Here is a 23882-nt window from a genome sequence, read left to right as displayed (position 1 = left end):
GCTTGCTCGCGAAAGCGGTGGTTCAGCCAATGCACATGTTGAATGACCTACCGCATTCGCGAGCAAGCCCGCTCCCACAGGGGGTTACTGCGTTGTCGACGTTTGTGCAAATTCTTGAAGTTGCGGATAGAACAAGCGGAAGTCTTCACTCAGCGGCTCATACAAACGCCGCAACTCCTGCATCGCCCCCGCCAGCTCCTCAGGCCGGGTCAGGCGGCGGGAGATCCCACGCAGCACCTGCTCCAACACTTCAAACTCTTGATACGAACCCAGCCAGTCATTGGCAACCATGTGCGGCGCGATTTTCGCCAGGCGTTCTGGCAATTGCCGTTCATTCGACAGCACCCGGTAAACATCGCGGGTGAAATGTTCCAGCGGTCGATCGGCGTACAGCGTCCAATCGCGCGCCAGGCAATGGTCGAAAAACACATCGAGGACAATCCCCGCGTAACGCCGCCGGGTCTCGGTGAAACGCCCGAGGGCGATGTCCACCAAGGGGTGGCGATCGGTGAATACATCAATCCGCCGATGCAGCTGAATCGCCGCTTCAATCTGCGGTGCAAATTGCCCTTGCAGGCGTCCTTTGACGAAATCGCCATACAGACTGCCGAGTAATTGCTCGGGGTGCTGGCCTCCGAGGTGTAAATGTGCGAGATAGTTCATGGGCGCAGCTTAGCACTGCGCGCTTTCATCGTTACAGCACACGTATCGTTATAACCCGATATACCGATTTATACGGTCGTCAGATCAAATTCATATTGGTATATCGCGAAATACCGATTTAAAGTTCGCCTCATCGCGATATAGCGCTACACATCACGAGCATAAAGCCATGAACCTCGACCTCGACGAAATAATAAAAGCCCTGGCGCACCCAGTACGGCGAGACATCCTCATCTGGCTGAAAGACCCCAAAGCCCAGTTTCCTGAGCAGATACACAACCACGAGTACGGCATCTGCGCCGGGCAGATCGATCAACGCTGCGGCCTGTCGCAGTCGACCGTCTCCGCCCACCTGGCGACCCTGCAACGCGCAGGTCTGATCAGCAGCCAGAAAGCCGGCCAGTGGCACTTCTTCAAACGCAACGAGGACGTGATCCAGGCGTTCCTCGACGCCATCGTCAAAGAGCTCAGCGCTCCCACAAGGAATTGATTCAAATGCCCCTCTCGCTACTCATTCTGGCCTTGAGCGCCTTCGCCATCGGCACCACCGAGTTCGTCATCATGGGCCTGCTGCCCGATGTGGCGGCCGACCTCGGTGTGTCGATTCCCGGCGCCGGCTGGCTGGTGACCGGTTACGCCCTGGGCGTGGCCATCGGTGCGCCGTTCATGGCACTGGCCACTGCCAGACTGCCGCGCAAGGCCGCACTGGTAGCGCTGATGGGCATTTTTATCGTCGGTAACCTGCTGTGTGCCATCGCCAGTGACTACAACGTGCTGATGTTTGCCCGTGTCGTCACGGCGCTGTGCCACGGTGCGTTCTTTGGTATCGGTTCTGTGGTAGCTGCCGGGCTGGTGGCGCCGAACAAGCGCGCATCCGCCGTAGCGCTGATGTTCACCGGCCTGACCCTGGCCAACGTCCTCGGTGTACCGCTGGGCACGGCGCTGGGTCAGGAAGCCGGCTGGCGTTCGACCTTCTGGGCCGTGACTGTGATTGGTGTAGTGGCGCTGATCGGTCTGATCCGCTTCCTGCCGGCCAAGCGTGACGAGGAAAAACTCGACATGCGCGCCGAACTCGCCGCCCTGAAAGGCGCCGGTATCTGGCTGTCGTTGAGCATGACCGCGCTGTTCGCCGCGTCGATGTTCACCCTCTTCACCTACGTCGCGCCGCTGCTCGGCGATGTCACCGGCGTCTCGCCCAAAGGCGTGACCTGGACCCTGCTGCTGATCGGCCTCGGTCTGACGGTGGGCAACATCATCGGCGGCAAACTGGCGGACAAGCGTCTCGGCGCGACCCTGATCGGCGTGTTCGTGGCGATGGCGGTGGTCTCCACTGTGCTGAGCTGGACCAGCGTTGCGCTGATCCCGACGGAAATCACCCTGTTCCTCTGGGCCACCGCCTCCTTTGCCGCCGTCCCGGCGCTGCAAGTCAACGTGGTGACCTTCGGCAAGGCCGCACCGAACCTGGTGTCGACCCTGAACATCGGCGCATTCAACATCGGCAACGCCCTGGGCGCCTGGGTCGGTGGCAGCGTCATCGCCCACGGTTTCGGCCTGACCAGCGTGCCCCTGGCCGCCGCCGCGCTGGCCGTGCTCGCGCTGCTGGTGACCCTGATCACTTTCCGTCAGAACGGCGACGCCGGTCTGGCCCCCGCTACCCACTGATTAACCACTTAACTGACGAGGGTTGTACACATGGCAACTATTTTCGATCCGATCAAACTGGGCGACCTCGAGCTGTCCAACCGCATCATCATGGCTCCGCTGACCCGCTGCCGCGCCGACGAAGGCCGCGTGCCGAACGCGCTGATGGCCGAGTACTACGTGCAACGCGCCTCCGCCGGTCTGATCCTGTCCGAAGCCACTTCGGTGACGCCGATGGGCGTCGGCTACCCGGACACCCCGGGCATCTGGTCCAACGACCAGGTTCGCGGCTGGACCAACGTGACCAAAGCCGTGCACGCTGCCGGCGGCAAGATCGTCCTGCAACTGTGGCACGTCGGCCGCATCTCGCATCCGTCGTACCTCAACGGCGAAACCCCGGTCGCGCCGAGCGCCATCCAGCCTAAAGGTCACGTCAGCCTGGTGCGTCCATTGGCCGACTATCCGACCCCGCGAGCTCTGGAAACCGCTGAAATCGCCGAGATCGTCGAGGCCTACCGCACCGGTGCCGAAAACGCCAAAGCCGCCGGTTTCGACGGCGTGGAAATCCACGGCGCCAACGGCTACCTGCTCGACCAGTTCCTGCAAAGCAGCACCAACCAGCGCACCGATAACTACGGTGGCTCCCTGGAAAACCGTGCGCGTCTCCTGCTGGAAGTGACTGACGCAGCGATCGACGTCTGGGGCGCCGGCCGTGTCGGCGTGCACTTGGCACCCCGCGCCGATTCCCATGACATGGGCGACGACAATCTGGCCGAGACTTTCACTTATGTGGCTCGCGAGCTGGGCAAGCGCGGCATCGCCTTCATCTGCTCCCGCGAGAAAGAAGGCGCCGACAGCCTCGGCCCACAGCTGAAAGAAGCTTTCGGCGGCGCGTACATCGCCAACGAACGCTTCACCAAGGACAGCGCCAATGCGTGGCTGGCTGAAGGCAAGGCTGACGCGGTAGCGTTCGGCGTACCGTTCATTGCCAACCCGGATCTGCCGGCACGCCTGAAGGCCGACGCACCGCTGAACGACGCACGTCCCGAGTTGTTCTACGCGAAAGGCCCGGTCGGTTATATCGATTATCCAACGCTGTAAACAACAACAACTAACAAGTAAGCCCCGCCTCGAAAGAGGCGGGGCTTTTTTTATTTTCATACATTTAAAGATTCGCCATCAGAACAATATAAACCTAAGCTCCGCCCAGCAACTCATCAATTACAACCCACCAACTTAATCAAGCAAGGTTATATAAAAATGAATGAGATAGATCCAAACAAACTTACATTCCTTCTGCAAATCACCAATGCCACGGACTCTACTTTCTGGCTTGACGATGCCTCTCCAAAGCACCCACCCTTGACGCGTATCGACAAGATCCTCCCCTACCAGACCGTCTTTATGCTGTTTGAAGGAGATCCTCATCTGAAACAGGACATCGTTATTGATTACGATATAAAAAAAGAGGTATTCAACACTTACATCTGCTACACCAACTACAAGCAGAAAGTACGGTTCGACACTACGCTCAGTTATTGCTACCGACAAATGGCGGGGCACAGGGCTCCAAAAGTCGAACTTTTCTGGGATACCAACGCGTTCTCTGTTGGCGCCGACCCCATCACCTGCGGCGCAGCATTGGAAAATGAAAACCCGGTTTACCCTTACAGCTATAAGATGATCGCATTCATGACGCCATCGGCCTGATAGAGAGTTACCTGCTCATGCAGTAACGGTACGGACAACGCTGACATTATAGAGGCGCGAGCAAACTAAAGGCCGTGGCTCGAGCCCATCGGAAGTAACGCAGCCTGGTGGTGAGGATCGGGCAAAGGGAACTCAAAAACGAAACGGATCGGTTGGTGCGTATCGGCTGCTCGGCGCCCTTTTAGCCCGAGTCGTTAACATTCATTCACACAGTCGACACAAAACCCCTACAAAATACGTAGCTCGCTACCTATCAACCTGGCCAACGTACGTATATAAAAGCACTCCATTACAAAAAGACTTGAAGCAGGGACATTTCCCCGCTTCAAGTCTTGACACGGACAGATTCAATTACGCATTTTGTTTCATTTGCGCAGGCTAGGGCTCAGGCGCAGCATATCAAGCCCTGTATCGACCCAGCGCTCGGCTTCGGCATGCAATTGAAAGCTGTCCGGCGCCAACAGCCATCCATACAGGAGGCCATCGATATACGCATGAATGCTGATGGCCGCCCGGGCAGTGTCGAGATCTTCCGGCAACTGGCCGCGATTGACCGCATTACGCAGGGTCAGACCGATGCGCAGGTTGCAATCGAGACTGGCCGTGCGGCGCTGCTGGCGCAGATCGCACATTTCATCGGTGAATTCGCACTTATGAAACAGAATCTCGTTGATGCGACGGGTCTTCGGATCCAGGGCTACCTGATGAAACAGATGGATCAACAGCTTGCGCATGCACCCCAACGGGTCGAGTTCGTCCTCGCTCTCGCTGGCCTTGGCCAATTCATCCAGCGGTTCATGCAGGCTGTCGAGCATCGCCTGCACCAGATCGGCCTTGTTGCTGAAATGCCAATAGATGGCACCGCGCGTCACGCCGGCCATTGTCGCGATATCCGCCAGGGTCGTGCGGGCCACACCCCTTTCATAAAACGCTTTCTCGGCCGCTTCGAGAATCTGGCTGCGCGTTTCCTGAGCTTCCTCTTTGGTACGACGGACCATGGCAGTAAAACCTCAAACAGGATGTTTCAGGGATGGCTGAATATCCGCTGAATAAAGAGGGGGCTGATCTCTCACGAATCGGCTCCCCGGCCTACAATTTCAAACCTTGCGACGCATTTTGTAACAGGGTGGGTACGACGCCAAGCTATTTACAAACAACCATGAACGTAAGTATATTCCTTAGCAAGCTACTTATCCACTCGACCCGATTTTTTTACCCTTTCACACTTCTTGTGCGCAATGTGCGCGCCTGACCCGAGGATCTTCATGCAATTCAAGCCAGCTGTTACCGCTCTGGTCACTGCCGTCGCCCTGGCATCGCTGCTCAGCGGATGTAAAAAGGAAGAAGCGGCCCCAGCCGCTCCGCCTCCTCAGGTCGGCGTCGTCACCCTGCAACCACAAGCGTTCACCCTCACGTCGGAACTGCCGGGGCGCACCAGTGCGTACCGCATCGCTGAAGTTCGACCACAGGTCAACGGCATCATTCTCAAACGTCTGTTCAAAGAAGGCGGCGACGTCAAAGCCGGCCAGCAGCTGTATCAGATCGATCCGGCAGTCTATGAAGCGACCCTGAAAAGCGCCGAAGCCAGCCTGCGTTCGACCAAGTCGATCTCCGACCGCTACAAGCAACTGGTCGACGAGCAGGCCGTGAGCCGCCAGGAATACGACACCGCCGTCGCCAATCGCATGGAATCGGAAGCGTCGTTGCAGAGTGCGCAGATCAACGTGAAATACACCAAGGTCTACGCGCCGATCTCCGGCCGCATTGGCCGTTCCTCGGTGACCGAAGGCGCACTGGTCAGCAATGGTCAGGCCGACGCGATGGCGACGATCCAGCAACTGGACCCGATCTACGTCGACGTTACCCAGTCCTCGGTTGAGCTGCTGGAACTGCGCCGCGAGCTGGAAAGCGGTCGTCTGCAGAAGGCCGGCGACAACTCGGCAGCGGTCAAGCTGACCCTTGAGGACGGCAGCCAGTACAAGCTCGACGGTAAGCTGGAATTCTCCGAAGTATCGGTTGATCCGACTACCGGTTCCGTGACCCTGCGCGCCGTGTTCCCGAACCCGGATCACACCCTGTTGCCAGGCATGTTCGTCCGCGCCCAGTTGCAGGCCGGGGTCAACGCCGCGGCCATTCTGGCGCCGCAACAAGGCGTGACCCGTGACCTCAAGGGCACCCCGACCGCACTGGTCGTCGGCCCGGACAACAAGGTTGAACTGCGTCAGCTCAAGGCCAGCCGTACCGTTGGCAGCCAGTGGCTGATCGAAGATGGCCTGAAAGCCGGCGATCGTCTGATCACCGAAGGCCTGCAATACGTTCGCCCAGGTGCTCAGGTCAACCCGACCGAAGCGACCAACGTAGCCAAGAACCCGGCCCCCGCTCAAGCAGCTGACAAAGCCGCTGGCGGCAAAGGGGAGTAACTCATGTCGAAATTTTTTATCGACCGTCCGATTTTCGCCTGGGTAATTGCCCTGGTGATCATGTTGGTCGGGGCACTATCGATCCTGAAATTGCCAATCAACCAGTACCCGAGCATTGCACCGCCGGCCATCGCGATCTCCGTGACCTACCCGGGCGCTTCGGCGCAAACCGTGCAGGACACCGTGGTCCAGGTGATCGAGCAGCAGCTCAACGGTATCGACAACCTGCGTTATGTGTCCTCGGAAAGTAACTCCGACGGCAGCATGACCATCACCGCGACCTTCGAGCAAGGCACCAACTCCGACACCGCGCAGGTTCAGGTTCAGAACAAGTTGAACCTGGCCACCCCGCTGCTGCCGCAGGAAGTGCAGCAACAGGGTATCCGCGTGACCAAGGCAGTGAAGAACTTCCTGCTGGTGATCGGCGTGGTGTCGCGTGACGGCAGCATGACCAAGGACGACCTGTCCAACTACATCGTGTCGAACATGCAGGACCCGATCTCGCGGACCGCCGGTGTCGGTGACTTCCAGGTCTTCGGTGCCCAGTACGCGATGCGCATCTGGCTCGATCCGGCCAAGCTGAACAAGTACAACCTGACGCCGTCGGATGTCAGCGCCGCGATCTCGGCGCAGAACGTCCAGGTGTCTTCCGGTCAGCTCGGCGGCTTGCCGGCGCTGCCAGGTCAGCAACTGAACGCCACGATCATCGGCAAGACCCGTCTGCAGACTGCCGAGCAGTTCAAGGCGATCCTGCTGAAGGTCAATCAGGATGGCTCCCAGGTCCGTGTCGGCGACGTGGCCGACGTCGGTCTGGGCGGTGAAAACTCGAGTATTTCCGCGCAGTTCAACGGTAGCCCGGCGTCCGGTCTGGCGGTAAAACTGGCCAACGGTGCCAACGCCCTCGACACAGCCAAAGCGCTGCGCAAGACGATTGACGACCTCAAGCCGTTCTTCCCGCAAGGCATGGAAGTGGTGTTCCCGTATGACACCACTCCGGTCGTGACCGAGTCGATCAAGGGTGTGGTTGAAACCCTGGTCGAAGCGATCGTGCTGGTGTTCCTGGTGATGTTCCTGTTCCTGCAGAACTTCCGCGCTACCGTCATCACCACGATGACCGTGCCGGTGGTATTGCTCGGTACGTTCGGCATCCTCGCCGCCGCCGGTTTCAGCATCAACACCCTGACCATGTTCGGTATGGTGCTGGCCATCGGCTTGCTGGTGGACGACGCCATCGTCGTGGTGGAAAACGTCGAGCGGGTGATGGCCGAAGAAGGTCTGTCACCGAAGGAAGCGACCAAGAAATCCATGGGCCAGATCCAGGGTGCCCTGGTCGGTATCGCCCTGGTGCTGTCGGCGGTACTGTTGCCGATGGCGTTCTTCAGCGGTTCCACCGGTGTGATCTACAAGCAGTTCTCGATCACCATCGTCTCGGCCATGGCCCTGTCGGTAATGGTTGCACTGATCTTCACCCCGGCGCTCTGCGCAACCATGCTCAAGCCGATCGCCAAGGGTGACCACGGCACGCCGAAAAAAGGTTTCTTCGGCTGGTTCAACCGCAATTTCGATCGCGGTGTCAGGAGTTACGAGCGCGGTGTCGGCAACATGTTGTCGCGCAAAGCCCCGTACCTGCTGGCGTACCTGCTGATCGTCGTCGGCATGATCTGGCTGTTCACCCGCATTCCAACCGCGTTCCTGCCGGAAGAAGACCAAGGCGTACTGTTCGCCCAGGTACAAACCCCGGCCGGCTCCAGTGCGGAACGTACTCAAGTCGTGATCGATGAGATGCGTACCTACCTGCTGGATAAAGAAGCGGGTGCGGTGTCCTCGGTGTTCACCGTGAACGGCTTCAACTTCGCCGGTCGTGGTCAGAGCTCGGGGCTGGCGTTCATCATGCTCAAGCCGTGGCACGAGCGTGATTCGAGCAACAGCGTGTTTGCCCTGGCACAGCGTGCGCAGCAACACTTCTTCAGTTTCCGCGATGCGATGGTGTTTGCGTTCGCCCCGCCTGCGGTACTGGAATTGGGTAACGCCACCGGTTTCGACGTGTTCCTGCAGGACCGCGCCGGTATCGGTCACGAAAAACTGATGGAAGCCCGCAACCAGTTCCTCGGCATGGCCGCGCAGAGCAAGGTGCTCTACCAGGTGCGTCCGAACGGTCTGAACGACGAGCCGCAATACCATCTGGAAATCGACGATGAGAAAGCCCAGGCCCTGGGTCTGAGTCTCTCCGATATCAACAGCACCCTGTCGATCTCCTTCGGTAGTAGCTACGTCAACGACTTCATCGACCGTGGTCGAGTGAAGAAGGTGTACGTGCAAGGCCAGGCCGGCGCACGCATGAGCCCTGAAGACCTGAAAAAGTGGTACGTGCGCAACAGCGCCGGAACCATGGTGCCGTTCTCCGCGTTCGCCAAGGGCGAGTGGATCTACGGTTCGCCGAAACTGGCCCGTTACAACGGCGTCGAAGCGATGGAAGTGCTCGGTTCTCCGGCGCCGGGTTACTCCACCGGTGAAGCGATGGCCGAAGTCGAAGCGATTGCCAAGAAGCTGCCGGCCGGTGTCGGTATCTCCTGGACCGGTCTGTCCTACGAGGAACGTCTGTCGGGCTCGCAAGCGCCAGCGCTGTACGCCCTGTCGCTGCTGATGGTGTTCCTGTGTCTGGCGGCGCTGTATGAAAGCTGGTCGATTCCGATCGCGGTCATGCTCGTGGTACCGCTGGGGATCATCGGTGCGCTGATGGCCACCAGCCTGCGCGGGCTGTCCAACGACGTGTACTTCCAGGTGGGCCTGTTGACGACCATCGGTCTTGCGGCTAAAAACGCCATTCTGATCGTCGAGTTCGCCAAGGAGCTGCATGAACAAGGGCGCAGTCTGCGCGATGCGGCGATCGAAGCGTGCCGCATGCGTCTGCGACCGATCATCATGACCTCGCTGGCGTTCGTCCTCGGTGTAGTACCGTTGGCGATCTCCACCGGTGCCGGTTCGGGTAGCCAGCACGCGATCGGTACTGGCGTGATTGGCGGTATGCTCACGGCCACGATCCTGGCGATCTTCTGGGTCCCACTGTTCTTCGTCACGGTTTCGTCCATCGGCCAGCGTAAAATCGCCGACCCGGACGAGACGACTGAAACTCCTAAAGAGGCTGGCCAATGAGCAAGTCGCTACTCTCCATCGCAGTCGCCGCCTTCGTGCTGAGCGGTTGCTCGCTGATCCCCGATTATCAGCAGCCTGAAGCACCGGTCGCGGGCCAGTACCCGCAGGGCCCGGCGTACTCGCCGGCCCAGGCTCCGGCGCAAGCCGCTGCCGAGCAGGGCTGGAAGCAGTTTTTCCATGACCCGGCCCTGCAACAGCTGATCCAGGTATCACTGGAAAACAACCGCGACCTGCGTGTCGCGGCGCTGAACATCGACGCTTATGCGGCTCAATACCGCATCCAGCGTGCTGACCTGTTCCCGGCGGTATCGGCCAATGCCAGCGGCAGCCGTCAGCGGGTTCCGGCCCGCGCCTCGCAGACCGGTGAAGCGAACATCAGCAGCTCCTACACCGCGACCGTCGGCATCAGCGCCTACGAACTCGACCTGTTCGGTCGGGTGCGCAGCCTGAGCGAACAAGCGCTGCAACAATACTTCGCCACCGAAGAAGCGCGCCGCAGCACGCAGATCAGTCTGGTGGCCAGTGTCGCCAACGCCTACATGACCTGGCAGGCCGACAAGGAACTGCTCAAGCTGACGCAAGACACCCTCGGTGCCTTTGAAGAAAGCTACAAGCTGACCAGCCGCAGCAATGAAGTCGGTGTGGCCTCGGCGCTGGACCTGGCGCAGTCGCGCACCTCGGTGGAAAACGCCCGGGCGCAACTGGCCAAGTACACCCGTCAGGTGGCTCAGGACGAAAACAGCCTGACCCTGCTGCTCGGCACCGGCATCCCGGCCAATCTGCAAGCGGCCAAACCGCTGTCGGATGACCTGCTCAGCGATGTACCGGCCGGTCTGCCTTCGGACCTGCTGCAGCGTCGTCCGGACATCCTGCAAGCCGAGTACAACCTGAAAGCGGCCAACGCCAACATCGGCGCCGCCCGTGCAGCGTTCTTCCCGAGCATCAGCCTGACCGCCAACGCGGGCAGCCTGAGCCCGGACCTGTCCGGTCTGTTCAAGGGCGGCTCGGGTACCTGGCTGTTCCAGCCGCAGATCAACCTGCCGATCTTCAACGCCGGCAGCCTGCGTGCCAGCCTCGACTATGCCAAGATCCAGAAGGACATTGGCGTGGCGAACTACGAGAAGTCGATTCAAACCGCCTTCCAGGAAGTCGCCGACGGCCTTGCTGCCCGCCAGACCTACACCGAGCAGTTGCAGGCGCAGCGTGACTTCGTCGCGGCCAACCAGGATTACTACCGCCTGGCCGAGCGTCGTTACCGCATCGGTGTCGACAGCAACCTGACCTTCCTCGACGCCCAGCGTCAGTTGTTCAGCGCGCAACAGGCACTGATCACCGACCGCCTCGCGCAGCTGACCAGTGCGGTCAACCTGTACAAGGCCCTGGGTGGTGGCTGGAATGCGCAGACCGCGCAGAACGAACCGCTGAAAGAAGAAGCACCGAAGATGAAGCTGTTCTGATCATCCGGTGAACACAAGGAGCCCGCCACTTGGCGGGCTTTTTGTTGCCTGTCAGAAATATTGTGGCGTCTGAGCCGGCCTCTTCGCGAGCAAGCCCGCTCCCACTTTTGGAATGCATTCTCCTGTGGGAGCGGGCTTGCTCGCGAAGAGGCCCTGATAGACGCGAGAAAAAACCCGGCTCAATCTTGCGTTCGATAATCGCCCAAAACCCGCTTTGCCCGATTGAATCCCGCCCATCGCCCCCCGCACCATTCGCTCCACAAAACCAATAACAACAGGTTCGACACCATGCTCCCGCGCCCTGTCCCGTCCGGCTGATCGCCGCCGCTTCATCCCTGATTCTGCAAGCTCGTGCCCGCCCCGAAAATGGCGGCAACGGCTCTGTTCGACCTAAAAAAAATAACAAGAGACCCTGCGATGACTCATCCCACTGCGCCGTACGCACTCCCCGGCCTGATCGCCCTGGCCTTGACCGGCGTCGCCCTCCCCGCCGCAGCCGAAGAAGCCGGTTTCGTCGAAGGTGCCAAGGTCAACCTCAACCTGCGCAACTTCTACATCAACCGCAACTTCACCAACCCGACCAAGGCTCAGGGCAAGGCTGAAGAGTGGACGCAGAACTTCATCCTCGACGCCAAATCCGGCTTCACCCAAGGCACCGTTGGCTTCGGCATGGACGTGCTCGGCCTGTACTCGGTGAAACTCGATGGCGGCAAAGGCACCGGTGGCACGCAACTGCTGCCGCTGGATCACGACGGGCGACCGGCGGACAACTTCGGCCGCACCAACGTCGCGTTCAAGGCCAAACTGTCGCAGACCGAAATCAAGGTCGGCGAATGGATGCCGGTGCTGCCGATCCTGCGTTCGGACGACGGCCGTTCGCTGCCGCAAACCTTCCGTGGCGGGCAGATCACCTCAAAGGAAATCAACGGCCTGACCCTGTATGGCGGGCAGTTCCGCGCCAACAGCCCGCGCGACGACAGCAGCATGAGCGACATGTCGATGTTCGGCAAAGCGGCGTTCACCTCTGATCGCTTCAACTTTCAGGGCGGCGAGTACGTTTTCAACGAAAAACGCACGCAGATCGGCCTGTGGAACGCCGAACTCAAGGACATCTACAGCCAGCAATACCTCAACCTGACTCACAGCCAGCCACTCGGCGACTGGACGCTGGGCGCCAACCTTGGTTTCTTCTACGGCAAGGACGACGGCAGCGCCCGCGCCGGCGAACTCGACAACAAGACCTGGTCGGGGATGTTCTCGGCCCGCTACGGCGGCAACACCTTCTACGTCGGCCTGCAAAAACTCACTGGCGACAGCGCCTGGATGCGGGTCAACGGCACCAGCGGCGGCACCCTGGCCAACGACAGTTACAATTCCAGCTACGACAACGCTCAGGAACGTTCCTGGCAGGTGCGCCACGACTACAACTTCGCCGCCCTGGGCATCCCCGGCCTGACCCTGATGAACCGCTACATCAGCGGCGACAACGTACACACCGGAACGATCACCGACGGCAAGGAATGGGGCCGCGAATCGGAACTGGGCTACACCGTACAGAGCGGCGCCCTGCGCGACCTCAACGTGCGCTGGCGCAACTCGACCATGCGCCGCGATTTCAGCAACAACGAGTTCGACGAAAACCGTCTGATCATCAGCTATCCGATCAGCTTGCTGTAAACACCAAGCCCCTGTGGGAGCGGGCTTGCTCGCGAAAGCGGTTTACCAGTCACGTCAATGCTGCCTGGCCCTCCGCCTTCGCGAGCAAGCCCGCGCCCACAGGGGTGTTGTGCCATCCGTCAGGATCTGTGGCACTTAGCAAAGCCTCGGGTAGAGTAGGAAACACCTGAAGGACTCAGGCGCCACACCCTCCCCACTTCCGCTATCCAAAGTTGTTGGTCCTCAAGATTTGGCCAGGTTGTCATCGGAAGACACTGCTGATCATCGGAGGACCACCTCATGATCAACCCACTCAACGCAGCCCCCGACTGGGACGCCAAGGCGTACCAGCAGTTTTCCCGTCTCAGGCAACGCCCGGTCAACGAATTGCTCGACCGTATCGATCTGCCCGATCCCAGAAGAATTTGTGACCTGGGCTGCGGCACCGGCATCGCCACTCAACTGCTGGCCGAGCGCTGGCCGCGTGCGCAGTTGCTGGGTGTCGACAGCTCGCGGCAGATGCTTGATCAGGCCCGGTGCCTGCCGATCAACGCTCAATGGCAAGAGTGCGACCTGCTCGACTGGCAACCCGAACAACCGGCCGATCTGCTGCTCGCGGCGGCGGTGCTGCATTTCATTGGCGATCATCAACACCTGCTGCCGCGCCTGCTGGGGTATCTGCGCCCGGGCGGCTGTCTGGCGGTGCACATGCCGGACTGGCGCGATGCCTTGTGGTATCGATTGATGCTCGACACCCTCGACGACGCGGGACCGGGACACACCCCCATCGGCACACCGCAACTGCGCCAGTGCATGGCTGCGCGGTCATTGTTGACACTGGAGGACTATTACCGCGTGCTGGCGCCGCTGACCACGTCGCTGGAGATCTGGGAAACCGAGCAATTGCAGGTGGTTGGCGGCAAATCGCCGGTGTACGACTGGGTGAAGGTCTCGGCGCTGCGGCCGGTGATGCAGACGCTGACGTCTCAGGAACAGGCGCGGTTTATCTATCACTTCCTGATGCGGGTGCATAAACATTACCCGCCGGAGAACAACGGGCAGACTCTGTTTCCGTTCAAGCGGATTTTTATTGTCGCCAAGGTCTGAGTGTCTGTGCTGATTGATGCATCACGGCGTCTGCCGCTTTCGCGAGCAAGCCAGCTCCCACAGGGAAATGCATTCTAAATGTGGGAGCGGGCTTGCTCGCGAAGGCGTCAGTTCAGGCACCATCACTCCCGGGATTCGACGCCCAGCTCATCCCACACCGACTCCGCCAGATGGAACGTCGCATTCGCCGCCGGGATCCCGCAATAAATCGCGCTCTGCATGATCACTTCCTTGATCTCGCTCCGGCTCACACCGTTGTTGGCCGCCGCACGCAGATGCAATTTCAGCTCGGCCTCGCGGTTCATCCCGATCAGCATGGCGATGGTGATCAGGCTGCGCGTGTGCCGAGGCAGGCCCGGGCGGGTCCAGATGTCGCCCCAGGCGTGACGGGTGATCATCTCCTGGAATTCCGAGTTGAACTCGGTCAGCGCATTCAGGCTGCGATCGACGTGGGCATCGCCCAATACCGCACGGCGTACTTGCAGGCCTTCGTCGTAACGTTGTTTCTCGTCCACAAACTTCCCCTCACTGAGCGTTCAGAAACGCCAACACACGATCACTGAAATCGGCACCCGCCTGCACGTTGGACAGGTGCGCGGCATAGAACTCGGCGTACTCGGCGCCGCGCACATGCTCCCGAATGAAATGCCCACCGGACGGTGGCGTTACCGCATCTTCAGTACCGGCAATCACCAACAACGGCAGGTTGATCGAGGCCAGTTGCTCACGGAAATCGGCATCGCGCACCGCCGCGCAATTGGCCGCATAACCGTCAGGCGAAGTCGCCGCGAGCATGTCGGTAATTTTCTTCGCCGCGGCCGGATTGGCCGCGGAAAAATCAGGCGTGAACCAACGGGCAATCGACGCATCACGCAATGCGACCATCGCTGCCGGGCCATCACGCAACACGGTTTCGATGCGCGGATTCCACACCGACGGGTCGCCGATCTTCGCGGCGGTATTGCACACAATCAGTTTGTGCAGACGATGACCGGCATTGATCCCCAGCCACTGGCCGATCAACCCGCCCATCGACAATCCGCAGAAATGCGCACGCTCGATGTGCAGCGCATCCAGCAGACTCAGCACGTCGCGGCCCAGTTGCTCGATGCTGTAAGGCCCCGGCGTCACCAGCGACTGGCCGTGACCACGGGTGTCGAAACGCAGCACCCGGAAATGCTCGGTGAATGCCGGCATCTGCGCGTCCCACATGTGCAGGTCGGTGCCCAGCGAGTTGGACAGCACCAGCACCGGCGCATCGACCGGGCCTTCAATAACGTAATGCAGTTCGCCATCGGCGAGTTGAACGAAAGCCACAGCCCTCTCCTTTCAGACAGACAATGCGTTGTGTTCGGCCACCGCGCGCTCGACCCAGGTTTGTGCCTGGCCGAGGTAATGCGCGGGGTCGAGCAGATGATCCAGTTCGGTGCTGCTCAGTTCGGCGGTCACTTGCGGCTCGTCGCCGAGCACCGCACGCAGGTGGCGATGTTCGGCCACCGCGCGTTTGCAGCACTGTTCAAGCAAGTGATGCGCGGTGTCGCGACCGACCCGTTGCGCGAGGACGATGCTCACCGCTTCGGCCAGCACCAGCCCTTGGGTCAATTGCAGATTGCGCGCCATGCGCTCGGCATCGACTTCCAGACCATCGGCCAGCAAGCGCGCCTGTTGCAGCGCACCGGACACCAGGCAGCAGATCTCCGGCAGGGTTTCCCATTCCGCATGCCACAGACCGAGGCTGCGCTCGTGCTCTTGCGGCATGGCGCTGAACAGCGTCGAAACCAGCCCCGGCACCCGCGTCGCCGCGCCGATCAACACCGCCGCGCCGACCGGATTGCGCTTGTGCGGCATGGTCGAGGAACCGCCCTTGCCCGGTGCCGACGGCTCGAACACTTCCGCCGCTTCGGTCTGCATCAACAGACTGACGTCGCGCCCCAATTTGCCGAGGCTGCCGGCGATCAAACCGAGTACCGCGCCGAACTCGACGATGCGATCCCGCTGGGTGTGCCACGGTTGTTCAGGCAAAGTCAGTTGCAGCTCTTCGGCCAACGCCTGGGCGATCGGCAGCGCTTGCTCGCCGAGCGCCGCGAGGGTGCCGGAAGCACCGCCGAATTGCAGCACCAGCAGCCGTGGTTTGAGTTCGCGCAGACGCTGACGGCTGCGGGTTACCGCGCCGAGCCAACCGGCAATCTTCATCCCGAGGGTGACGGGCGTGGCGTGCTGCAGCCAAGTGCGCCCGGCCAGTGGCGTCGCCGCATAACATTTGGCTTGGGTGGCGAGCGAATCGGCCAGCGCTGCCAGATCACATTCAATCAGTTCCAGCGCCTGCCGCAATTGCAGGACCAGCCCGGAATCCATCACGTCCTGACTGGTAGCGCCCAGATGCACATAGCGCTCGGCCTCGGCACTGCTCGCGGCGATCTGCTTGCCCAATGCCTTGACCAGTGGAATCGCCGAGTTGCCGGCCGTGGCAATCGCCTCGCCCAGCGCCGCGAAGTCATACAGACCGGCATTGCAAGCGGCGGCAATCGGCGCCACGGCAGACGCCGGAATCACCCCGACCCGCGCCTCGGCCCGGGCCAGCGCCGCTTCGAAATCGAGCATGGCCTGCACCCGGCCCTGATCGCAGAACACCTCGCGCATGTCGCGGGCCGTGAAGTAGGCATCGAACAATTGATTGCCCGGTCGCTGAGTCATAAACAGTCCTTGCCGGCGCGTGCCAATGCGGCCCGCGCACATCGGTTTACAGATCGTGGTGCAAGTACGCCGCCTGTTTCGGCAGGCGCAGGCTGAACAGGAACGCCACCGCCATCATCACCGTGACGTACCAGTAGAACGCGTTTTCCATGCCCCCGGCTTTCAGGCTCAGGGCCACGTATTCCGCCGAACCGCCGAAGATCGCGTTGGCCACTGCATAGGCCAGACCGACGCCAAGGGCGCGGACTTCCGGCGGGAACATTTCGGCTTTCACCAGGCCGCTGATCGAGGTGTAGAAACTGACAATCGCCAGCGCCACGGTGATCAGCACAAAGGCCAGAATCGGGCTGCTGATGCTTTTCAGGCTCAACAGGATCGGCACAGTGAACAGCGTACCGAGCGCGCCGAACCAGAGCATCGAATTACGTCGGCCGATCTTGTCGGCGAGCATGCCGAACAGCGGCTGCATGCACATATACAGGAACAGCGCGCCGGTCATGATGTAGCTGGCGGTCTTGGCGTGCATGCCGGCGGTGTTCACCAGGTACTTCTGCATGTACGTGGTGAAGGTGTAGAAAATCAGCGAGCCACCGGCGGTGTAACCGAGCACGGTGATGAACGCGGCTTTGTGATCACGGAACAGCGCGCGGATGCTGCCGGCGTCCTTGTTCTCGCGCATTTCCTTGCTGGTGGTTTCTTTCAGGGAGCGACGCAGGAACAGCGAAATCACCGCCGCCACCGCACCGACCACAAACGGAATCCGCCAGCCGTAAGCACGCAGTTCATCTTCACTGAGAAACTGCTGCAGGATCACCACCAGCGACACCGCCAGCAGTTGCCCGCCAATCAGCGTCACGTACTGGAACGAGGCAAAAAAGCCGCGCTGGCCCTTGAGCGCGACTTCACTCATGTAGGTGGCGGTGGTGCCGTATTCGCCACCCACCGACAGGCCTTGCAACAGCCGCGCGAACAGCAACAGCAACGGTGCCCAGACGCCGATGCTGGCGTAGGTCGGCAGACAGGCGATGAGCAGGGAGCCGAAGCACATCATCAGCACCGAAATCATCATCGAGGTCTTGCGGCCCTTCTTGTCCGCCAGCCGCCCGAAGATCCAGCCGCCAATCGGGCGCATCAGAAACCCGGCAGCGAACACCCCGGCCGTGTTGACCAGTTGCACCGTGGGGTTGTCGGAGGGGAAAAACGCCGGGGCGAAATAGATCGCGCAGAAGGCGTAGACGTAGAAGTCGAACCATTCGACGAGGTTGCCGGACGAGGCACCGACAATGGCGAAGATGCGCTTGCTGCGCTCCTCGCCGGTGTAATGAGCGGTGGTAGTGGTCATTGTTTTTTACTCTGAAGGGACAGGTGAGAGTCTAGACACACTTCGCAACAGTCCCGTTCCACATCGAATCAGCAACACAGTTTTCCCCCTGTGGGAGCGGGCTTGCTCGCGAAGGCGGTGGGTCAGTCAACATTAATATCGCCTGACACGCCCTCTTCGCGAGCAAGCCCGCTCCCACAGAGGATGTATGTTGTCCCTTCAATAATCGAAGAACACCGTCTCAGCCTCTGTGCTCTGCAAAATCACATTCCACTGATAAACACCCGCCGCATCCGGCTTCGCCAGCAACGTCCCGCGGCGCTCCGCCGGCACACATTCCAGCAGCGGATCATCGACGTTCGCCGGGTCGCCTTCGAAGTAGATGCGTGTCAGCAAGTGCTTGACCAGACCACGGGCAAACACCAGCACCACCAGATGCGGGGCCTGGGTCGAGCCCTTCAGGCCTTCGACCGTGCCCGGTTTGATCGTGGTGAAACGGAAGCGCCCTTCGGCGTCCACCGGCACCCGGCCAAAACCTTCGAAATGCGGATCCAGCGGTTTGTCCTGCTCGTCTTCCGGGTGCGCGTACTTGCCGGCGGCGTTGGCCTGCCAGACTTCGAGCATCGCGTCGTTGACCACATCGCCGTTGCCGTCAACGACTTGGCCGGTGATCGCCACGCGCTCGCCGAGGGTTTGTTCGACCGCGAGATTTTCGCGGTTCAGCCAGGTCAGGCCGATGTGGTAGTACGGCCCGACGGTGTGGGACGTGGTGGCAGTCAGCGTCATCTTATTTCTCCATCGGCGTGGCGTCGCGGCCGCGCAAGACGATGTCCCAGCGATAGCCGAGGGCGTAGGACGGAATGGTTTTTTCCAGATCGAAAGCGGCGATCAGACGTTCCTTGGCGGAGGTGTCCGGCACGCAGTTGTAGATCGGGTCGTAGGCCAGCAGCGGATCGCCGGGGAAGTACATCTGTGTCACCAGACGAGTGAGGATGCTCGGCCCGAACAGCGAGAAATGGATGTGCGCCGGGCGCCACGCGTTGTGGTGGTTACCCCACGGATAGGCGCCGGGCTTGATGGTCTGGAACTGATACCAGCCATCGGCGTCGGTCACGGTGCGGCCGGTGCCGGTGAAGTTCGGGTCCAGCGGTGCGTCGTGCAGGTCGCGCTTGTGGTTGTAGCGACCGGCGGCGTTGGCCTGCCAGATCTCCACCAGAATCCCCGGCACCGGCAAACCGTTTTCGTCGAGCACACGGCCGTGAATGATGATGCGCTCGCCCAACGGCTCGCCGTCGTGCTGCGCGGTCAGGTCGTTGTCTTTCTCGGCGACGCGTTCGGCACCGATGGTCGGGCCGGTGATCTCCGACAACGAATGCGGCAGAAACACCAACGGCTTGGACGGCGAGCGCAGGTTGGTGGATTGATACGTCGGGTGCAGGTATTCAGGCTGGGTGCCTTCCTGCGGACGACGGTAGCCAGGCTTGTCAGTCATTTCGCTTTCCTCAGTTCTTATCAGTCGACGCGCTGCGTCAGACGCGTTCGATGGCCAGGGCCAGACCCTGCCCGACGCCGACGCACATGGTCGCCAGACCTTTCTTGCCGCCGGTCTTTTCCAGCTGATGCAACGCGGTCAGCACCAGTCGCGCGCCGCTCATGCCCAACGGGTGACCCAAGGCAATCGCGCCACCGTTCGGGTTGACCTGCGGCGCATCGTCGGCCAGACCCAGTTCACGCAGCACCGCCAGGCCTTGGCTGGCGAAGGCTTCGTTGAGTTCGATCACATCGAAATCGCTGACCGCCACACCAAGACGCTCGATCAGTTTGCGCACCGCTGGCACCGGGCCGATGCCCATTACCCGAGGTGCGACACCGGCACTGGCCATGCCGAGCACTTTGGCGCGGGCGGTCAGGCCGTGTTTCTTCACCGCTTCGGCAGACGCGAGAATCAGCGCAGCAGCACCGTCGTTGACGCCGGACGCGTTGCCAGCGGTAACCGTCTTGTCCGGGCCATTGACCGGCTTCAATCTGGCCAACGCTTCAAGCGTGGTGTCGGCGCGTGGATGCTCGTCCTGGCTGACCACGGTTTCGCCCTTCTTGTGGGCGATCCGCACTTCGACGATTTCCTCGGCGAAGTAGCCCGCCGCTTGTGCAGCGGCCGTGCGTTGCTGACTGCGCAGGGCGAAAGCGTCCTGATCGGCACGCGAAACCTTATAGTCGTCAGCGACGTTATCGGCGGTTTGCGGCATCGCATCGACGCCGTACTGGGCTTTCATCAGCGGGTTGATGAAACGCCAGCCAATGGTGGTGTCTTCCAGTTTCATGTTGCGCGAGAACGCTGCGTCCGCCTTGCCCATCACGAACGGCGCGCGGGACATCGACTCGACGCCGCCGGCAATCGCCAGCTCCATCTCGCCGCTGGCAATCGCACGGAAAGCAGTGCCGATCGCGTCCATGCCCGAAGCGCAGAGACGGTTGAGGGTCACGCCCGGCACGCTGTCCGGCAGACCCGCCAGCAGCAGCGCCATGCGCGCCACGTTGCGGTTGTCTTCACCAGCCTGGTTGGCGCAGCCGAGGAACACTTCATCGATCGCGTTCCAGTCCACCGAGGGATTGCGCTCCATCAGCGCCTTGATCGGCACGGCGGCCAGATCGTCGGCGCGCACGGCGGACAAACCGCCGCCAAAACGGCCGATGGGGGTACGAATCGCGTCGCAGATATACACGTCACGCATCATGCTTCTCCCGGTGCCTGGCCGTGGGCGGCGGCGGTGCGCGCTTCGAGATCGCGCAGTGCAGTCAGTTCGACCTCGGTCGGTGCCGCCGTGGTTTCAACGTTGTCGGCAAAGCGGATCGCCCAACCGGTGGCGGCGACCACTTGCTCGCGGGTCACCCCTGGATGCAGGGCGGTGACCACGAATTCGTGGGTGCCCTGCTCCGGTTCCATGATGCACAGGTCGGTGATGATCCCGACCGGGCCGGCACCCGGCAGGCCCAGACGCTTGCGCGAATCGCCGCCCTCGCCGTGACCGACCGAGGTAATGAAGTCGAGCTTGTCGACGAACGAACGCGCCGACTGCTTGAGGATAATCAACACGCTCTTCGCCGAACCGGCGATTTCCGGCGCGCCACCGGCACCCGGCAGGCGCACTTTCGGCGCGTGATAGTCGCCGACCACAGTGGTGTTGATGTTGCCGAAACGGTCAACCTGCGCGGCGCCGAGAAAACCGACGTCGATGCGCCCGCCTTGCAGCCAGTAGCGAAAAATCTCACCGGTCGGGACGACAGTGTCGGCGGTCTCCGCCAACTCGCCGTCACCGATCGACAGCGGCAACACGCTCGGCTTGGCGCCAATCGGACCCGATTCGTAGATCAGCACCACGTCCGGCGACGAAGTCAGGCGCGCAAGGTTGGCGGCTTTCGACGGCAGGCCGATGCCGACGAAGCACACCGAGCCGTTCTTCAGGCGACGGGCCGCAGCGACGGTCATCATTTCATTGGTGGTGTAAGTCATTACTTGGCCTCCGAAGCAGCGGCCAACTTGGCCTGAAACTCGCTGAAGTCAGCGCAGCCATGGATGTATTCGTTGATCCACGCGGTAAACGTCTCACGGTCGCGGGCGATCGGATCCCACGCCTGATAGAAGCGATTGTCACGCTCGGTGTAACCGTGGGCGTAGGACGGATGCGCGCCGCCGGGTACGTGGCAAACCGCGCTCAAGGCCCAGGTCGGCAGCACGCAAGCGTTCATCGGGGCGTTGAGGTTGTCGACGATTTCCTCGACGGTGACGATGCAGCGCTTGGCCGCCAGTGCCGCTTCTTTCTGCACACCAAGAATGCCCCACAGCAGAACGTTGCCTTGGCGGTCGGCCTTCTGTGCGTGGATCACGGTGACGTCCGGCCGCACCGACGGCACGGCCGCCAGCACTTCACCGGTGAACGGGCAGGTCACGGACTTGATCAGCGGGTTGACCTTCGGCAGGTCGGAACCGGCGTAGGCCCGCAGCACGGCGAACGGTAGGCCGGAAGCGCCGGCGACGTAGGCGTTGGCCAGGTCGGCGTGGCTGTGCTCTTCGATTTCCAGGGCATGCGGCCACTGCTTCTCGACCGCATCGCGCAGACGGTGCAGCGAACCCACACCCGGATTGCCGCCCCAGGAAAAGATCAGCTTGCGTGCACAACCGGCACCGATCAGTTGGTCGTAGATCAGGTCAGGCGTCATCCGCACCAGGGTCAGATCTTTCTTGCCCTGCCGAATGATTTCATGACCTGCCGCCGTAGGGATCAGGTGAGTGAAGCCTTCGAGCGCGACGGTGTCGCCGTCGTTGACGAATTGCTTCACCGCGTCGTGCAGCGAAAGGATCTCAGCCATGGAGCAGGCTCCCGTTTTTGTAGTGAATCGCCAGTGAGAAAAAGGCGCGAGGTTCAGCGCCGGAGTCACTGCAGATTAAGCCGCTGAAAATCGCCAAACAATCCGATAATCGACTGAGTGTTCGTTTATCGAACGGATTGTTATCACCCTATCAATCACAAGCAAAAGCTTCGCGAGCAAGCCCGCTCCCACATTTGAAATGTGTTTTCCCTGTGGGAGCGGGCTTGCTCGCGAAGGCGTCGGAACATTCAACGCCAATCAAAATGACTCGACTCAAGTCGCATCCGCATGACTGACCATGCCTTTGATCACCACCGCCGTCGTCGCCAACGCCGCCGGAATCACCAGCGCCGTCAGCACCTGCTCGAAATTCCAGCCCAACCCCAGCAACGTCGCGCCCATCCACGCCCCGAGAATCGCGCCAAAGCGGCCAATCCCGAGCATCCACGAGACCCCGGTCGCGCGCCCCTGGGTCGGATAAAACCGTGCCGCCAATGAAGGCATCGCCGATTGCGCGCCGTTGACGCACATACCCGCCACCAACACCAAGGTCGCGAGCAGCGTGATGTTGCCCAGGCTCTGCCCCACCGCGTAGGCAAACACCCCGGCCAGCAGGTAGAACGTGCCGATGACCTTGTGCGGATTGAAGCGGTCCATCGCCCAACCCACAGCGACCGCACTCAACACCCCGCCAAACTGGAACAACGCGCCAATGAACGCCGCCTGCTCCATGCTCGCGCCGCTGTCACGCATCAGGGTCGGCAGCCAACTGGTCAGCAGATAAACGATGACCAGGCCCATGAAGTAGGTCAGCCACAGCAGCAAGGTGCCGACGCTGTAGGTGCCGGAGAAAATCACCGCGAACACGTTGCGCGCCTTGACGGTTTTCTGTTCCGGCACGCTGAAACTCGAGGCCTGCGCGACGGTGACCGGATCGATCGGCGACAAGGTCTTGCGGACTTTGTCGGTGCCGCGATTGCGCACCACCAGATAGCGCGCCGATTCCGGCAGCCAGAACAGCAGCACCACCGCGAGGATCAGCGGCAGAATCCCGCCGATCAGCAGCAGGCTGTGCCAGCCGAACGCCGGGATCAGCTTCGCCGAAATGAATCCGCCACCGGCCATGCCGAGGTTGAAGCCGCAGAACATGCTGGTCACCAGCAAGGATTTCTTGCGCTCCGGGGTGTATTCCGAGAGCAGCGTGGTGGCGTTGGGCATGCCGGCGCCCAGCCCGAGGCCGGTGAGGAAGCGCAACACCAGCAGTTGCTCGACGTTGGTGCTGTAGGCCGAGGCCAGGCTGAAAGCGCCGAACAGCAGCACCGCGCCAACCAGCACCACTTTGCGTCCGAAGCGGTCAGCCAGCGGGCCGGAACCCAGTGCGCCGAAGACCATGCCGATCAACGCGGCGCTCATTACCGGGCCAAGGCTGGCGCGGTCGATGCCCCAGTCCTGGGACAGTGCCGGCGCGATAAAACCCATCGCCGCGGTGTCGAGACCATCGAGAAATACAATCAGGAAACACAGGATCACCACCCGCCACTGATAGCGCGAGATCGGTTGGGCATTGATGAAGGTCTGCACGTCGAGGCAGTTACCTACAGCGGACTGAGGCTGGTTCATTATTTTTATTCCACGCAAAAAACGCAGTCGAACGGCGGCCGGCCGAGGAGCGGCACGGTCACAAGAATAGAA

Annotated in this window: 21 protein-coding genes; 9 read left to right on the top strand and 12 right to left on the bottom strand. The window is 61.2% G+C overall.

All coding sequences use genetic code 11. The features are described from left to right. Positions 1-84: 84 nt before the first annotated feature. Positions 85-663 carry an ACP phosphodiesterase gene (locus tag M0808_RS04720; protein WP_247840105.1) on the bottom strand — a complete coding sequence of 193 codons (579 nt, stop codon included), beginning with the start codon at positions 661-663 and terminating at the stop codon, positions 85-87. Between the two features lie 169 nt (positions 664-832). Here M0808_RS04720 and M0808_RS04715 point away from each other — a divergent pair, with 169 nt between their 5' ends. The 4 genes from M0808_RS04715 (at position 833) to M0808_RS04700 (ending at position 4014) form a co-directional block, all read left to right on the top strand. After that, positions 833-1153: a helix-turn-helix transcriptional regulator gene (locus tag M0808_RS04715; protein ID WP_003222436.1), complete on the top strand. Its 321-nt coding sequence runs from the start codon at positions 833-835 to the stop codon at positions 1151-1153. 5 nt (positions 1154-1158) lie between these two features. After that, complete coding sequence (locus M0808_RS04710; RefSeq protein ID WP_003222434.1) at positions 1159-2325, top strand: MFS transporter; 1167 nt, start codon at positions 1159-1161, stop codon at positions 2323-2325. Positions 2326-2355: 30 nt separating this feature from the next. Next, the gene (locus M0808_RS04705) at positions 2356-3405 is read left to right on the top strand and encodes an alkene reductase (protein WP_096797051.1); all 1050 of its coding nucleotides are present in this window, start codon (positions 2356-2358) and stop codon (positions 3403-3405) included. 159 nt (positions 3406-3564) lie between these two features. Further along, on the top strand, positions 3565-4014 hold the full coding sequence (locus M0808_RS04700; RefSeq protein WP_247840103.1) for a hypothetical protein: 450 nt from the start codon (positions 3565-3567) through the stop codon (positions 4012-4014). Positions 4015-4379: 365 nt separating this feature from the next. Here the strand turns inward: M0808_RS04700 and emhR are convergent, their stop codons facing one another. Then, positions 4380-5012 carry an efflux system transcriptional repressor EmhR gene (gene emhR / locus M0808_RS04695; protein WP_027614407.1) on the bottom strand — a complete coding sequence of 211 codons (633 nt, stop codon included), beginning with the start codon at positions 5010-5012 and terminating at the stop codon, positions 4380-4382. 267 nt (positions 5013-5279) lie between these two features. Here emhR and emhA point away from each other — a divergent pair, with 267 nt between their 5' ends. The 5 genes from emhA (at position 5280) to M0808_RS04670 (ending at position 13807) form a co-directional block, all read left to right on the top strand. Then, positions 5280-6434, top strand: a complete 1155-nt coding sequence (gene emhA / locus M0808_RS04690; RefSeq protein WP_115988058.1) for an efflux RND transporter periplasmic adaptor subunit EmhA — start codon at positions 5280-5282, stop codon at positions 6432-6434. Between the two features lie 3 nt (positions 6435-6437). Further along, positions 6438-9587, top strand: a complete 3150-nt coding sequence (gene emhB, locus M0808_RS04685) for an efflux RND transporter permease subunit (protein WP_210557946.1) — start codon at positions 6438-6440, stop codon at positions 9585-9587. Next, on the top strand, positions 9584-11044 hold the full coding sequence (gene emhC, locus M0808_RS04680) for an efflux RND transporter outer membrane subunit EmhC (protein ID WP_027614404.1): 1461 nt from the start codon (positions 9584-9586) through the stop codon (positions 11042-11044). The genes emhB and emhC overlap by 4 nt, the downstream gene beginning before the upstream one ends. 417 nt (positions 11045-11461) lie before the next feature. Further along, entirely contained in the window at positions 11462-12721 is a 1260-nt protein-coding gene (locus tag M0808_RS04675; RefSeq protein WP_247840101.1) for an OprD family porin, read from the top strand. A 279-nt stretch (positions 12722-13000) separates the two neighbouring features. Further along, positions 13001-13807, top strand: a complete 807-nt coding sequence (locus tag M0808_RS04670; RefSeq protein WP_247840099.1) for a methyltransferase domain-containing protein — start codon at positions 13001-13003, stop codon at positions 13805-13807. 122 nt (positions 13808-13929) lie between these two features. Here the strand turns inward: M0808_RS04670 and pcaC are convergent, their stop codons facing one another. From pcaC to M0808_RS04620, 10 genes are all read right to left on the bottom strand, one after another. Continuing rightward, positions 13930-14322, bottom strand: coding sequence for a 4-carboxymuconolactone decarboxylase (gene pcaC / locus M0808_RS04665; RefSeq protein ID WP_027614399.1), 393 nt, complete (start codon positions 14320-14322; stop codon positions 13930-13932). 10 nt (positions 14323-14332) lie between these two features. After that, complete coding sequence (gene pcaD / locus M0808_RS04660; protein WP_247840098.1) at positions 14333-15124, bottom strand: 3-oxoadipate enol-lactonase; 792 nt, start codon at positions 15122-15124, stop codon at positions 14333-14335. Positions 15125-15136: 12 nt separating this feature from the next. Then, entirely contained in the window at positions 15137-16501 is a 1365-nt protein-coding gene (locus tag M0808_RS04655; protein WP_247840096.1) for a 3-carboxy-cis,cis-muconate cycloisomerase, read from the bottom strand. Between the two features lie 46 nt (positions 16502-16547). Next, a complete protein-coding gene (locus M0808_RS04650; RefSeq protein ID WP_041070509.1) occupies positions 16548-17843 on the bottom strand; it encodes an MFS family transporter in 1296 nt (431 codons plus the stop codon). Between the two features lie 198 nt (positions 17844-18041). Continuing rightward, on the bottom strand, positions 18042-18608 hold the full coding sequence (gene pcaG / locus M0808_RS04645; RefSeq protein WP_247840094.1) for a protocatechuate 3,4-dioxygenase subunit alpha: 567 nt from the start codon (positions 18606-18608) through the stop codon (positions 18042-18044). A 1-nt stretch (position 18609) separates the two neighbouring features. Further along, entirely contained in the window at positions 18610-19314 is a 705-nt protein-coding gene (pcaH, locus tag M0808_RS04640; protein ID WP_027614394.1) for a protocatechuate 3,4-dioxygenase subunit beta, read from the bottom strand. A 37-nt stretch (positions 19315-19351) separates the two neighbouring features. Then, the gene (pcaF, locus tag M0808_RS04635; protein WP_247840092.1) at positions 19352-20557 is read right to left on the bottom strand and encodes a 3-oxoadipyl-CoA thiolase; all 1206 of its coding nucleotides are present in this window, start codon (positions 20555-20557) and stop codon (positions 19352-19354) included. Next, positions 20554-21333, bottom strand: coding sequence for a CoA-transferase subunit beta (locus M0808_RS04630; RefSeq protein ID WP_027614392.1), 780 nt, complete (start codon positions 21331-21333; stop codon positions 20554-20556). The genes pcaF and M0808_RS04630 overlap by 4 nt, the downstream gene beginning before the upstream one ends. Continuing rightward, positions 21333-22190, bottom strand: a complete 858-nt coding sequence (locus M0808_RS04625; protein ID WP_003222404.1) for a CoA transferase subunit A — start codon at positions 22188-22190, stop codon at positions 21333-21335. Before M0808_RS04625 ends, M0808_RS04630 begins: the two co-directional genes overlap by 1 nt. A 273-nt stretch (positions 22191-22463) precedes the next feature. After that, positions 22464-23810: an MFS transporter gene (locus M0808_RS04620; RefSeq protein ID WP_247840090.1), complete on the bottom strand. Its 1347-nt coding sequence runs from the start codon at positions 23808-23810 to the stop codon at positions 22464-22466. Positions 23811-23882 lie beyond the last annotated feature (72 nt).

It is taken from the genome of Pseudomonas sp. MWU12-3103b, from assembly GCF_023100615.1.
GTDB lineage: Bacteria > Pseudomonadota > Gammaproteobacteria > Pseudomonadales > Pseudomonadaceae > Aquipseudomonas > Aquipseudomonas putida_A.
This window is presented reverse-complemented; position numbering and strand designations above follow the sequence as displayed.